Annotated in this window: 10 protein-coding genes; 8 read left to right on the top strand and 2 right to left on the bottom strand. The window is 64.2% G+C overall.

What is annotated here, in order from left to right:
* Nucleotides 1–83: 83 nt before the first annotated feature.
* Nucleotides 84–1664, bottom strand: a complete 1581-nt coding sequence (locus tag AB7849_RS00105) for a DUF1800 domain-containing protein (RefSeq protein WP_008210142.1) — start codon at nucleotides 1662–1664, stop codon at nucleotides 84–86.
* Nucleotides 1665–1824: 160 nt separating this feature from the next.
* Here AB7849_RS00105 and AB7849_RS00100 point away from each other — a divergent pair, with 160 nt between their 5' ends.
* The 6 genes from AB7849_RS00100 to AB7849_RS00075 all read left to right on the top strand — a co-directional run bounded on the left by AB7849_RS00100 (nucleotide 1825) and on the right by AB7849_RS00075 (nucleotide 9554).
* Nucleotides 1825–2433 carry a class I SAM-dependent DNA methyltransferase gene (locus tag AB7849_RS00100; protein WP_008210143.1) on the top strand — a complete coding sequence of 203 codons (609 nt, stop codon included), beginning with the start codon at nucleotides 1825–1827 and terminating at the stop codon, nucleotides 2431–2433.
* Between the two features lie 168 nt (nucleotides 2434–2601).
* Nucleotides 2602–4650 (top strand): enterotoxin, encoded by a 2049-nt coding sequence (locus AB7849_RS00095; protein WP_008210145.1) that lies wholly within the window; start codon nucleotides 2602–2604, stop codon nucleotides 4648–4650.
* A gap of 227 nt (nucleotides 4651–4877) precedes the next feature.
* On the top strand, nucleotides 4878–6659 hold the full coding sequence (locus tag AB7849_RS00090) for an alpha-L-fucosidase (protein WP_008210147.1): 1782 nt from the start codon (nucleotides 4878–4880) through the stop codon (nucleotides 6657–6659).
* A 34-nt stretch (nucleotides 6660–6693) separates the two neighbouring features.
* On the top strand, nucleotides 6694–8550 hold the full coding sequence (locus AB7849_RS00085; protein ID WP_369500466.1) for a beta-galactosidase: 1857 nt from the start codon (nucleotides 6694–6696) through the stop codon (nucleotides 8548–8550).
* A gap of 118 nt (nucleotides 8551–8668) precedes the next feature.
* A complete protein-coding gene (locus AB7849_RS00080; RefSeq protein WP_008210150.1) occupies nucleotides 8669–9124 on the top strand; it encodes a L,D-transpeptidase family protein in 456 nt (151 codons plus the stop codon).
* Nucleotides 9111–9554 carry a hypothetical protein gene (locus AB7849_RS00075; RefSeq protein ID WP_157618049.1) on the top strand — a complete coding sequence of 148 codons (444 nt, stop codon included), beginning with the start codon at nucleotides 9111–9113 and terminating at the stop codon, nucleotides 9552–9554. The genes AB7849_RS00080 and AB7849_RS00075 overlap by 14 nt, the downstream gene beginning before the upstream one ends.
* Nucleotides 9555–9614: 60 nt before the next feature.
* Here the strand turns inward: AB7849_RS00075 and typA are convergent, their stop codons facing one another.
* Entirely contained in the window at nucleotides 9615–11444 is a 1830-nt protein-coding gene (typA, locus tag AB7849_RS00070; protein WP_008210154.1) for a translational GTPase TypA, read from the bottom strand.
* Nucleotides 11445–11685: 241 nt separating this feature from the next.
* Between typA and AB7849_RS00065 the strand changes: the two genes are divergently transcribed.
* Nucleotides 11686–12195: a peptidylprolyl isomerase gene (locus AB7849_RS00065; protein ID WP_008210155.1), complete on the top strand. Its 510-nt coding sequence runs from the start codon at nucleotides 11686–11688 to the stop codon at nucleotides 12193–12195.
* Between the two features lie 65 nt (nucleotides 12196–12260).
* Nucleotides 12261–13277, top strand: a complete 1017-nt coding sequence (locus AB7849_RS00060; RefSeq protein ID WP_037099190.1) for a LacI family DNA-binding transcriptional regulator — start codon at nucleotides 12261–12263, stop codon at nucleotides 13275–13277.
* The last annotated feature ends 7 nt before the right edge of the window (nucleotides 13278–13284 follow it).

Raw genomic sequence — 13284 nt, 5'->3', positions numbered from 1 at the left:
GAGGCTGGGAAGGGGTGAGCTTTCCGCTGCAAGAGCCGACCCCACCCCAACCCTCCCCTGCTCGCAGGGGAGGGAGGCAAGCGTCAGCGGTAGTTGAAGTCGGGTGAGGAGAACAAAAACGTGTTCCATTCCATCGGTGATTTCGCCTGCGCCAGCGCGTGGCGCGTCGCCTCGGACAGGCGGGGCGAAATCGCGTCGTGGTACAGCGCGGAGTGCTGGATATCCGGCGGGCCAGGCCGTGGATCATTCGCCGCACCGGCGTGGCCGTCGTTGTCCATGAACAACCGGTTGCGGCCGCTGCCGATCACGCGGGCGAAGTCGAAGCGCTTGCTCATCTGGCCCGAGCCGGTCCAACTGGCCGAATCCAGCGGCCAGCCGTCGGGGGTGATGCGGCCGTACAGCGGCTCGCCCATCTGCTGCAGCCAGTTCACCAGCGGCACGGCGTTGGGAATCGGCTGACCGTCGTAGCTCAGGCGCATGGCGGACACCACGAAGCGCATCGGGTCCTTGAACTTGTGTCCGCCCGGCGCGGCGGCGGCCTTGGACAGGAACATCGTGCGCAACACCGCGGCAATGTCGCCGTCGCTGCGCTGGAAGGTGCGTGCCATCGCGTCGACCAGCGCGGGCGGCGGCTGGTCATCGATGAAGTACTCGGCCAGCTGTTGCGCGATGAAATGCGCGCAGGCGGGCTGGCGCACGATCAGGTCCACCGCCTGCTCGATCTCGGCGTAGCCATTGCCGGCGATGGCATGGCCGAGGAAGGTCTTGTTGCCGTCGTCGTGCTTGTTCGGGTTGAACAGGAACAGGCCGTCGCGCACGAAGCCGGGGCGCTGGCGCATGGCGCGTTCGGCGAACTTCGGTGGCAGCAGGCCGGCGCCGGTGAGGATGCGCATCAGCTGCTGCACATCCTGCTGGGTGTAGCCCGAGCCCACGCCCAGCGTGTGCAGTTCCATCAGCTCGCGCGCGTAGTTCTCGTTGGTCTTGCCCTTCACGTTGTGCATGTTGTCCAGGAACACCAGCATGGCCGGGCTCTTCAGCGTGGCCATCACCAGATCCTTGAACTTGCCCAGTGCGTGCGGGCGGATCACGTGTTCCTCGTAGTCGGCGGCGAACACGCGCACCGGGCCCTTGTTCGCATAGACGCTGAAGTGGTTGAGCCAGAACCACACCAGTTGCTCCTTGAGCTGGTTGCTGCCGTAGATCGCGTGCAGCGTTTCGGCCTGTGCAGCCTGCAGGTAGATGTCGCGACGATACTTCTGGATGACTTTCTTCGCCGCGTCCTTGGCCGGACCGGCCGGCGTGTTCTTGTACTGCTTGAAGTGATCGCGGTAGTCGATCAACAGCGCCGGCAGCGGCGTGCTGACCACCGGGAACGCATCGATCTGCGCGGCGACCTGTGGCGGCAAGCTGTCGCTGCCCGTTAGTTGTTCGTCGAGGAAATGCTTGCGGCCGAGCTGGCGATAGCGGGCGAGGGTAGCGCTGTCGAGGCCGAAGCCATCGCGACGCAGCCAGGCGATGTCGCTGCGGCTCAGTGCGGGGCTTCCGGTTGCCGTGACGACGAGGGGCGCGGCGCTTGTCGCTACGGCGGTGGTCGCTGCAAACAGGCACGCCATGCCGGGTGCGATCACGTATCGCCATGGACGGAAGAAAAGCGGAAGGCGCATGCAGGGCGGTTCCTGGCAAAGGTCTCGGCATTGATCAACGTGCGGTCAATGATTCGGATGACAGCAACGCCGCGGGAAGCCTGGGCAGGTCGGTGGCGGTTCATCTGCATCGCCGCGGGTCGCGGCTGCCGCTACCATGCGTGTTCACCCGGAGCCCGCCATGCCCAAGACTTACGACCGCGCCTATTTCGACAAGTGGTACCGCAACTCCGAGCACGCGGTGGGCTCGACGGCGGCGCTGAAGCGCAAGGTGGCCATGGTGGTGGCGCAGGCCGAGTACTACCTGGGCCGCCCGATCCGCAACGTGCTCGACGTGGGTTGCGGCGAAGGCGCGTGGCGTGCGCCGCTGCGTGCATTGCGACCCGGCATTCATTACCGCGGGCTTGATGCCAGCGAATACGTGGCAATGCGCTATGGCCGCAGCCGCAACATCGGGTTGGCGACGTTTGGCCAGCTCGCCGAGCTGCGCTTCGATACGCGCTTCGACCTGATCGTGTGCACCGACGTACTGCATTACCTCAAGCCGGCGGAAATCCGTGCCGGCCTGGTCGGCATCGGCGAAATGCTGGAAGGCATCGCATTCCTGGAAGTGTTCACCACGCGCGATGACGTGGACGGCGACCGCGAAGGCTTTCATGCCCGCGCGCCGGCGTGGTACTTGCGCGCCTTCCGTGAGGTCGGCCTGCTTTCATGCGGCTCGCACTGCTATCTGGGGCCACGACTGGAACGGCATATCGCGGCACTGGAGCGTGCGCAGTTGCCGGGGTGATCGTGGTCGGCCGTGGGGAGTGTGGAGCGGTGTCGTTTGTTTGTTTTTCGCTTTGCCCGCACCCTCTGCTCTCCGCCCAGGATGACGGCGGAACATGAATTCACAGGACGTCGCGTGCGGACAGGGATAAGTCGCAGGCGATATCCGGATCGTTCGAGAGATTTCAGCATGTCGATGATTCTTCCAGCCCGAACCCCGCGCAAGACAGCATTCCCCTTCTTCCGGCAAACGGCGCTGGCCCTTTGCCTGGCCGGTTCGTTCAGCGTGGCGGCGCTGGCGCACGATGCCACCAGCGCGGCGCGTTTCCAGCAGCAGGGCGACAGCGCCAGTTTTGGCAATGCGGCCATTTCAGCCAGCTGGTCGTTGACTGGCCAGAAGCTGGGCCAGATGGTGCTGACCGACAAACTCAACCATCGCTCGTTCAAGGTGACTGCACCGTTCGCCTTGGTGATGGCTGACGGCAGCACGTTGTCGGCGGCGGACATGCATGTGCTTGCCGCACCGAAGCAGGTGGCGTTGCATGCCGATCCGAAGGCATCGCGGCTGGCCGCGCGACTGCCCGGGCAGTCGGTCGAGGCCAGCTTCGGCGATGCTGGTGGCCGTTTCCGGGTGGACTGGAAGCTGGTACAGCGCGAAGGCTCGGAGTACCTGCGCGAAGTGGTGACGGTCACGGCGCTGAAGCAGGATGAACACATCAGCAAACTGGAACTGCTGCAGACCCAGGCGCCCGACGCCATGGTGGATGGCACCGTGCAGGGCTCGCCGGTGGTGTCCGGGCCGGATTACTTCGGTTTCGAGCAGCCGCTGTCCGACAGCAGCGCATGGGGCAATGTCGCCAAGTTGTGGATCAACCAGAGCCTGCCGTTGCGCAAGGGCAGGTCGGTGACTTACTCCGCCGTGGCTGGCGTGACCCATGCGGGCCAGTTGCGACGCGACTTCGCCACGTATGTCGAACGTGAGCGCGCGCATCCGTACCGGCCGTTCCTGCATTACAACTCGTGGTACGACATCGGTTACTTCACCCCGTATACCGAAGCGGAAGCGCTGGACCGCATCAACACCTTTGGCAGGGAGCTGGTCGAGAAGCGTGGTGTGAAGATGGATTCGTTCCTGTTCGATGACGGTTGGGACGACCGCAGTGGCAGCTGGAATTTCAGCAAGGATTTCCCGCACGGCTTCGTGCCGTTGCGCAAGGCGGCGGCGAAGTACGGGGCCGCGCCGGGCGTGTGGCTGTCGCCGTGGGGTGGCTACGGCAAGCCATGGAAGGAGCGCGTGGCGAACGGCAAGGCAGCCGGCTACGAGACCAATGCCGGCGGCTTCGAACTGTCCGGGCCGAAGTACTACAAGCGTTTCCACGACGTGGTGATGAAGTTGCTGAACCAGGACGGCATCAACCAGTTCAAGTTCGATGGCACCGGCAACGTCAGCAGCGTGTTTCCCGGCAGCCTGTTCAACAGCGATTTCGCCGCGGCGATCCAGTTGATCAAGGACATCCGCAAGGACAAGCCGAACACCTTCATCAACCTCACCACCGGCACCTGGGCATCGCCGTTCTGGTTGCGCTATGCCGATTCGATCTGGCGCGACGGCGAGGATGACTGGCACGCCGGCGTGGGCACCGAACGCGAGCAGTGGATCACCTACCGCGACAAGGAAACCTACGAGAACATCGTGGTGAAGGGCCCCTTGTTCCCGATCAACTCGCTGATGCTCCACGGCATCATCTACGCGCAGATGAACAAGCGCCTGAACACCGATCCGGGCCACGACTTCGCCAACGAGGTGCACTCGTACTTCGCCACCGGCACGCAGCTGCAGGAGATGTACATCACCCCGTCGCTGCTCAGCACGCAGGACTGGGACACGCTGGCGCAGGCGGCGAAATGGTCGCGCGCGAATGCCGACGTGCTGCGCGATACGCACTGGATCGGTGGCGATCCCGGGCGTCTGGACGTCTACGGCTGGGCGTCGTGGTCGCCGAAAAAAGCCATCGTCACTTTCCGCAACCCGGACGACAAGCCGCAGATGGCCGTGATCGACCTGCAGCGCCAGCTGGAGCTTCCGCAAGGTGCCGTACGCGATTTCAGCGTGCAGGACGTGTGGCACAGCGGCGGCAGTGAGGTGCCGAAGACGCTGGATGCCGAGCATGCCGGCACGATCAAGCTGGCGCCGTTCGAAGTGCTGACCCTGGAACTGACCCCGGCAAGCGGAGGCTGAGCATGATCGATCCGGCCCGCGGCTTGCTGACAGCTGCCGCGGGCCTGTTACCGTGCCTTGCCGCGGCGAACTTCCACGATGGGTTAACGCGCTGTCTACAAGGATGCGTCGCGCGATGCCACGATGGCAGCGAATGGCCTGCCATCTGGCTGCGCTGGGCACATACTCATGGCCTGAGTGGCGTGTCGCGTACCGTACGGTGACCGCCATCTGGGAGAAAGCAACGAATGAACACCATTGCACGAGCGGCCCTGGCTCTGGCGCTGCTGCTGCCGGCGGTCGCGTTCGCCACGCCCGCCACGATCACCGATCAGCCATTGCCGCTGCCGCAGGGCGGCCCACGTCCCGACGCGGCTACCGTGCATGCCTGGCAGGCGCGCAAGTTTGGCCTGTTCATTCACTTCGGCCTGTACTCGATGCTGGGCGGCGTATGGGATGGCCGGCGGATCACCAACGGTTACAGCGAGCAGATCCAGTCGCACGCGCCGGTGCCGATCGACCAGTACGAGGCATTGGCGAAGCGCTTCGACCCGGTGAAGTTCGACCCTGACGCCATCGTGGCGCTGGCGAAGGCCGCGGGCATGAAGTTCATCGTGCTTACCGCCAAGCACCACGACGGCTTCGCGATGTTCCACACTGCGCAGAACCGCTACAACGTCGTCGATGCCACGCCATACAGGCGCGACGTGGTGAAGGAGCTGGCCGACGCCTGCGCGCGGGCGCACATGCCGTTCGGCGTGTACTACTCCACCATCGACTGGCACTGGATGCATGGCCAGTACCGCGACGACAACGACAACCCGATCACGCCCGCGCAGGCCGACTTCAACGTGGCGCAGATCCGCGAGCTGATGAGCCATTACGGTGCGATCAGCGAGGTCTGGTTCGACATGGGTAAGCCCACGCCTGCGCAGAGCGCGCGTTTCGCACGCACGGTACACGAGCTGCAGCCGCAGACGATGGTGTCCGGGCGCGTATGGAACCACCAGGGCGACTTCAGCGTGATGGGCGACAACAGCGAGCCGGGCGTGGGCATGGAAGAGCCATGGCAGTCGCCAGCATCGATGTTCCCGGACACCTGGGGTTACCGCTCATGGGAGCAGCGCAATGATCTGCAGGGCAAGATTCGCGAGAACATCGCGCGGCTGGTGCGGGTAGTCAGCGCCGGCGGCAATTACATTCTCAACATCGGCCCGGAAGGCGATGGCTCGGTGGTCCCCTACGAAGCGGACGTGTTGCGTGGCATCGGTACATGGCTGAAGCCGCGTGGCGCGGCGGTCTACGGTACGCGGGCCGCACCGTTCGCGAAACTGAACTTTGGCTACGCCACGCTCGGTGCCCACACGCTGTACCTGTTCGTCGAGAAGCCACCGGCCGATGGCGTGTTGCACCTGCCCGGCGTGGTCGGCACGCGCTTCGGCCGCGGGCGTGTGCTGGCCGATGCACGGGCGACCGTCGGCAGCGTGACCGTCGATGCGTCGGGTGCCACCGTCAAGGTGGAAAACCTCGCTGGCGCCGGCTACATGCCCGTGGTGGCGATTCCGTTCGAGGGCAAATTGCATGTACGTCCCGATGCAGTGGCTCCCGATGCTGACGGCCATGTGCATCTGGCAGCTGCACAGGCCGAGCATTTCCTCAATTACAACGGCTACGGCTACAACGATCCGTCTACCGTCTACAAGCTGCGCTGGCATGCGCAGGTCGGCGCTGGCGACGACACGCTGACCGTGCATTACCGCGGTGCGCAAGCGCGGGCGAAGCTGGATGTCTGGGTGGACGGCCATCCCCACACGCTGGCGCTGCCGGCGGGCGACGGTACGGCAGACCTGCGTGTGAGCCGCGATCCGCGCGTATTTCCGTATGCGATGCAGGTGGAACTGACCCCCGTGGCGCCGTTCCGCAAGGGCGACCGCCTGCCGGCCACCATCGAGTCGGTAGAGCTTGCGCCGCTCATGAACCCGGTGACGCCGCCGCACGGAGGAGGAAGGTCGATGCCCCATGCCCGATAAGCCGTCGCGGAACATTTTCCGTGGAGAGAACCGCATGCAACGACGAACCTTTCTGCAACTGAGTGTGCTGGCGCCGTTGGCGCTGGGGGCGAATTGGAGTACTCGCGCCGGTGTCGCTCGGTCCGTCCATGCGGGTGGCCCGGACGGCCGCGCGCACCGCTTCGAGCTTTCATCGCAGCAGTTCCTGCTTGACGGCAAGCCGTTCCAGATCTTGAGCGGCGAGATGCACCCGATCCGCATCCCCGCCGAATACTGGCGGCACCGCATTCGCATGGCGAAGGCGATGGGGCTCAACACGATTTCGATCTATCTGATGTGGAATGCGCTGGAATCGGAGCCGGGCGTGTTCGATCTGAAGACGGGTAGTCGCGACTTCGCGCACTTCATCCGCCTGTGCCAGGAAGAGGGCATGTGGGTGTACCTGCGTCCGGGTCCGTACATTTGCGGCGAGTGGGATTTCGGTGGCCTGCCGCCGTACCTGTTGCGCACGCCGGGCATCCGCGTGCGCCATCGCGACGATGCGCATTACATGGCGGCGGTGCGCCGCTACATGGATGCGATTGCGCCGCACATTGCCCCGTTGATGGTCAATCGTGGCGGCCCAATCCTGGTGGTGCAGGTGGAGAACGAGTACGCCTCGTTCGGCAGCGATCTCGGTTACCTGGAGACGTTGCGCACGATGTGGCGCGAGCGTGGCGTGGAAGGGCCTTTCTCCATCTCCGACGGATTGGGCCAGATCCGCAAGGAGGGCACGTATCTGCCTGGTGCCGCGTTGGGGCTGGATGGCGATACCGACTTTGCCGGTGCCCAGCCGATTGCAGGCGAGATGCCGGTATGGATGGGCGAGGGTTATCCGGGTTGGCTTACCCATTGGGGCGACAAGGACTTCGCCAGCAACGACTTCGCCCCCGTCTTGCGCAAGCTGCTCGAAGAGGGGCGCTCGTTCAACCTGTACGTGGTGCATGGCGGCACCAACTTCGGCTTCGGCGCGGGTGCCAATGCCCACAATGACTATTCGCACTTCGAGCCGGTGATCACCAGCTACGACTACGGTGCACCGATCAACGAACGCGGTGAGCCGACGGCGGACTATCACCGCTTTCGCGCGATGCTGGCCGCGCATGCACCGAAGCCGCTGCCGGAGATTCCGGCGGCACCACCGGTGATCCGCTTCGATGCGGTCAGCGCAAAGCCCTGCGCCTCGTTGTGGGAGAACCTGCCGTCGGCGAAGCGCGTCGCGCAGCCGCAGCCCAATGAACTGCTGTTCGCGCAAGACCACGGCATGGTGCTGTATCGCAAGCCGCTCGATGGCGGCGGCAAGCTGGCGATCGAGGGCGTGCGCGACTACGCCAGCGTGCTCCATGGCGGTCGCCACGTCGGCGACATCTCGCGCCTGCAGCAGGCTGGCCTGCCGGTGGAGCGTCCGCTCGACCTGCCCGCGGGTACGGGTGATCTCGATATCCTGGTCGACAGCTTCGGCCATGTCGGCTATGGCCAGGCCATGTCCGATCGCAAGGGCATCGTCGGCGCGGTGCATCTTGATGGTCGCGAACTGCGTGACTGGCAGGCCTACAGCCTGCCGCTAGACGAGCGCTACGTGGCCAGCTTGAGGCCATTGCGCGAAGTGCCCACGCGACCCGGCGTGTTCTTCAAGGCGAAGCTGCATCTGGACAACATGGGCGACAGCTACATCGACATGAGCGCGTGGGACCAGGGTTACCTGTGGGTCAATGGCAACCTGCTCGGACGCTACTGGAAGATCGGCCCGCAGCAGCGCCTGTATTGCCCGGCATCATGGCTGCACAAGGGCGACAACGAACTGCTGGTGTTCGACCTGCATCGTGTCGAAAGCGCGCCGATCAAGGGCGTGGAGCGCTTGAGCGACGGCTGATTTGCACGCCGGGAAGTGTGAAGTGGATCATGGAGCGGATTTGGCAATGACGCGATTGTCTTGACGAATTCCTTTTGGCACAGGGAGACTTCCGAAGTGCAAGCAAGGAGAGACAGGTATGTCGAAGCTCAAGTTCAATGGTGCGCAACATCAACTCATGCTGGTGGACAGGCAAGGCAAGGTTGTCGGTACGTGGACGGCTTACAACAACATCGATAGTCATGCCACCATCCAGCCGCATATCCCGGATGGCACCTATGCGGTTGTCGATACGGCAAGACCGCATCCCCACGCGGCTGATCCGAACGGCCCTTATGGTTCCTATGGCATCGTTCGTTTCAACGTACCCGGACATGTTGGCGTAGGGGTGCATTCGGGACGCGCCAACGCCCGTCATCTTCCCGGGCCGCAACATCCGACCATGGGTTGTATCCGCACTTCGGATGCCGCGATGAAAAGCATCAAGGACTTCATGGCGGGCGATCCGTTGACGATGATCGTGATCAGTGGCAACAGCCAGTCATCCGCGCATGCGGGCCATGCCCGTCTTGGAGTTGCCCATGTCCATCCGTAAATCCATGCTTCTTCCGGGCTTGGTTCTCATGGCGGGGTGTGTGCAAGCCCATCCGCGGCCTGCGCCGGCGCAGGCTTGTCGACCGGCGCAGGCCGCGGCCGCGGATGCGATGGTGGACAAGCTCAACGACTGGGCGGCGGTTGATCGTTTCTTCAGGGAGTATCGCCAGTGCGATGACGGCGGCATTGCGGAAGGCAGTTCCGATGCTGTGGCGCATCTGCTCGCAAACCAGTGGGGCACTTTGCCGAAACTTCAGGCGCTTATCCAGCGAGAGCCTGCTTTGCGTGCTTTCGTGTTGAACCATATCAACAGCACGCTGGACACGGATGACCTGAACAAGATCAAGCAAAACGCTTCGACGTCCTGCCCACCGAGTGGTGCCTCGTTGTGTGCCGGTATGCGACAGGCCGTTGAGCAGGCGCTGAAGTAGGTCCCCACGAAAAAGCCGCTCATCGAGCGGCTTTTTCGTTTCACCGAGATCAGGCTCCGATCAGCCGCCGCGCGAAGCCCGCTTGCGATCGTTCTCGGTCAGGTGCTTCTTGCGCAGGCGGATTTCCTTCGGGGTGACTTCGACCAGTTCGTCGTCGTCGATGAAGTCCAGTGCCTGCTCCAGCGAGAACTTGGTCGCCGGAGTCAGCTGGATCGCGTCGTCCTTGCCGGAGGCGCGCATGTTGGTCAGCGGCTTGGGCTTGATCACGTTGACGGTGAGATCGTTGTCCTTGGCGTGGATGCCGACCAGCTGGCCTTCATACACGTTGTCGCCTTCGGCGGCGAACAGCTTGCCGCGCTCCTGCAACGGTCCGAGCGAGTAGGCCGGGGTGGTGCCGCCGGCGTTGGCGATCATCACGCCGTTGGCGCGCTTGGCGATCTGGCCGTCTTCCTTCGGACCGTAGTGGTCGAACACGTGGAACAGCAGGCCCGAGCCCTGGGTCAGGGTCTTGAACTGGTTCTGGAAGCCGATCAGGCCACGCGCCGGGATCATGTATTCCAGGCGCACGCGACCCTTGCCGTCGGGCTCCATGTTCTTCAGCTGGCCCTTGCGGATGCCGATGCGCTCCATCACCGGGCCCTGGTGGATTTCTTCCACGTCGATCACCAGTTGCTCGATCGGCTCCATCTTCTTGCCGTCGATTTCCTTGATGATGACTTCGGGGCGCGACACGGCCAGCTCGTAACCTTCACGGCGCATGTTCTCGATCAGCACCGACAGGTGCAGCTCGCCGCGGCCGGAAACCAGGAACTTGTCGGCATCCGAACCCTGCTCGACCTTCAGCGCCACGTTGTGCACCTGCTCGCGGTCCAGGCGGTCCTTCAGCTGGCGGCTGGTGAGGAACTTGCCGCCGGAGAGATCCTTGTTGCCGGCGAACGGCGAATTGTTCACCTGGAAGGTCATGCTGATGGTCGGCTCGTCCACGGTCAGCGCGGGCAGCGCTTCGGGCGTGTCCAGCGCGCAGACGGTATCGGAAATGGTCAGGTCGGCAATGCCCGAGATGGCCACGATGTCGCCGGCCTCGGCGCTGTCCTGCTCGATCCGCTCCAGGCCCAGGAAGCCCAGCACCTGCATGATCTTGCCCTGGCGCTTCTTGCCATTGCGATCGATCACCGCGACCGGCATGCCTTTCTTCATGGTGCCGCGCTGGATGCGACCGATGCCGATCACGCCGACGAAGCTGTTGTAGTCGAGCTGGCTGATGCGCATCTGGAACGGGCCCTCGGGGTCCACGTCCGGCTTGCTCACGTGCTTCATGATCGCTTCGTACAGCGGGGTCATGTCGCCTTCGCGCACGTTTTCGTCCAGGCCGGCATAGCCGTTCAGGGCCGAGGCGTAGACGATCGGGAAGTCCATCTGTTCCGGCGTGGCGCCGAGACGGTCGAACAGGTCCCACACCTGTTCCACCACCCACTCGGGGCGCGAGCCGGGGCGGTCGACCTTGTTGATCACCACGATCGGCTTGAAGCCCATCGCGAACGCCTTCTGTGTCACGAAACGGGTCTGCGGCATCGGGCCGTCCATCGCGTCGACCAGGATCAGCACGGTGTCGACCATCGACAGCACGCGCTCCACTTCGCCACCGAAGTCGGCATGTCCCGGGGTGTCGACGATGTTGATGCGGTTGCCCTGCCAGGTGATGGCGGTGTTCTTGGCCAGGATGGTGATGCCGCGTTCCTTTTCCTGGTCGTTCGAATCCATCACGCGCTCGGCCAGCACCGTTCGCTCGGCCAGCGTGCCGGACTGCTTGAGCAGGCAGTCGACGAGGGTGGTCTTGCCATGGTCGACGTGGGCGACGATGGCGATATTGCGCAAGTTTTCGATGGACATGGGAAAAGGACCCGGGCGGCCTGTGAGCCGTCTCGCTGAGTTTTGACGAGGGTGAATCGGTCAATTATACGGACTTGTGCGGCAATCTGCCCGATTCACGTCACGATGGCGTGACGGGGCCTCGTGAAGGCCTGCCGGCCGATCGTGCCCGGGGAGCATAAATCGGCTCTGAAGCGTTATCCTTGGCAGCTGTTGTGCCGGCGCTGCCCGGTGCGTTTCCAGCCCCCAGCAAGGATTCCCGATGACCATCAACGTCACCATGCAAACCGGCCGCGGCCCGATCCACCTGCGTTTGCACGAGGACAAGGCCCCGGTGACGGTGGCCAGTTTCGTCAACCTGGCCAAGCGTGGCTATTACGACGGCCTGTCGTTCCACCGCGTGATCGCCGACTTCATGGTCCAGGGCGGCTGCCCGCAGGGCACCGGCACCGGCGGCCCGGGTTACAAGTTCGAGGACGAGTTCCATCCCTCGCTGCGGCATGACAAGCCGGGCGTGCTGTCGATGGCCAATGCCGGTCCGCGCACCAACGGCAGCCAGTTCTTCATCACCCATGGCGCCACGCCGTGGCTGGACGGCAAGCACAGCGTGTTCGGCGAAGTGGTCGGCGCGGAAGACCAGGCGGTGGTCGATGCGATCCGCCAGGGCGACGCCATCGAGAAGGTGACCGTGGAAGGCGACGTGGATGCGTTGCTGGCCGCGCAGGCCGACCGCGTGCAGGAATGGAACAAGGTGCTGGACGCACGCGGCTGAGCCAGGTTCGTTCCGTCCCGCGGCTGCCGGTCGCGGGGCGGGGTGCGGCAGTGAAGGGAGAATCCATGCGAGTTCGTCTTGAAGATGTGGCGCGCGAGGCGGGTGTTTCGCCCAAGACGGTGTCACGCGTGCTCAACGACGAGGCCAACGTCAAGGACGAGACACGCAAGCGCGTGCTGGCCGCCATGGAGGCGATGGACTACCACCCGCACCCTTCGGCACGCAGCCTGGCGGGCAATCGCTCGTTCCTGGTGGCGATGCTGTACGACAACAACGACAACCCCACCTCGTCCTACCTGGCCGAAATCCAGGATGGCGTACTGGAAGCCTGCGACGAGCACCACTACAGCATGATGGTGCGCCCGTTGCGCATCGGTGGCAGCGATTTCATCAGCCGCGTCGACGCGTTGATCTCGCATCATCATCCCGATGGCGTGGTGTTGACCCCGCCGATCACCGATTACGCACCGTTGCTGAAGCGCCTGAGCGAGCGCGAAGTGCCGAATGCCTGCGTGTCGCCGATGAAGCATCGCGGCCGCATTGGCGTATTCATGGACGAACGCGAGGCAGCGCGGGCGATGGTGGAACACCTTGTTTCGCTGGGCCACACACGGATTGCCCATGTGCTGGGCATTGCCAGCCATGGTGCCAGCCGCTGGCGCCTGGCCGGCTACCGCGACGCGCTGGCTGCCGCCGGCCTGCGTGAAGACCCGGCGTTGATCGTGCAAGGCGCCTTTACCTTCGGTTCCGGCGTGACGGCGGCGCGCGAATTGCTGGCACTCAAGAAAAAGCGCCCGACCGCCGTGTTCGCGGCCAATGACGACATGGCCGCCGGCGTGATGTGGGTAGCGGGCGAGTATGGCCTCAAGGTGCCGCGCGACCTGTCCGTCTGCGGTTTCGACGACACCCCGTTGGCCAGCCAGTTGTGGCCGGCGCTGAGCACGGTTCGCCAACCCAGCCGGGAGATGGGGCGGGTCGCCGCCATGCAGTTGCTGGATACCCTGCGTGGCCGCGGTCCGGGGAAACTGGTGCAGGTGCCGTATTCGCTGGAATTGCGAGATTCGACGACAACCGCGCCCTGAAACGCTG

Origin of the sequence: Rhodanobacter sp. FW021-MT20 (assembly GCF_041107475.1) — a bacterium.
Classification (GTDB): domain Bacteria; phylum Pseudomonadota; class Gammaproteobacteria; order Xanthomonadales; family Rhodanobacteraceae; genus Rhodanobacter_A; species Rhodanobacter_A glycinis.
The sequence above is the reverse complement of the archived record's forward strand: the minus strand, read 5'-3'. Positions and strand labels throughout refer to the sequence as shown.

Coding starts and splice junctions, on each gene's coding strand:
- AB7849_RS00105 (WP_008210142.1), bottom strand. CDS start 1,664: ATGCGCCTTCCGCTTTTCTTCCGTCCATGGCGATACGTGATCGCACCC.
- AB7849_RS00100 (WP_008210143.1), top strand. CDS start 1,825: ATGCCCAAGACTTACGACCGCGCCTATTTCGACAAGTGGTACCGCAAC.
- AB7849_RS00095 (WP_008210145.1), top strand. CDS start 2,602: ATGTCGATGATTCTTCCAGCCCGAACCCCGCGCAAGACAGCATTCCCC.
- AB7849_RS00090 (WP_008210147.1), top strand. CDS start 4,878: ATGAACACCATTGCACGAGCGGCCCTGGCTCTGGCGCTGCTGCTGCCG.
- AB7849_RS00085 (WP_369500466.1), top strand. CDS start 6,694: ATGCAACGACGAACCTTTCTGCAACTGAGTGTGCTGGCGCCGTTGGCG.
- AB7849_RS00080 (WP_008210150.1), top strand. CDS start 8,669: ATGTCGAAGCTCAAGTTCAATGGTGCGCAACATCAACTCATGCTGGTG.
- AB7849_RS00075 (WP_157618049.1), top strand. CDS start 9,111: ATGTCCATCCGTAAATCCATGCTTCTTCCGGGCTTGGTTCTCATGGCG.
- typA (WP_008210154.1), bottom strand. CDS start 11,444: ATGTCCATCGAAAACTTGCGCAATATCGCCATCGTCGCCCACGTCGAC.
- AB7849_RS00065 (WP_008210155.1), top strand. CDS start 11,686: ATGACCATCAACGTCACCATGCAAACCGGCCGCGGCCCGATCCACCTG.
- AB7849_RS00060 (WP_037099190.1), top strand. CDS start 12,261: ATGCGAGTTCGTCTTGAAGATGTGGCGCGCGAGGCGGGTGTTTCGCCC.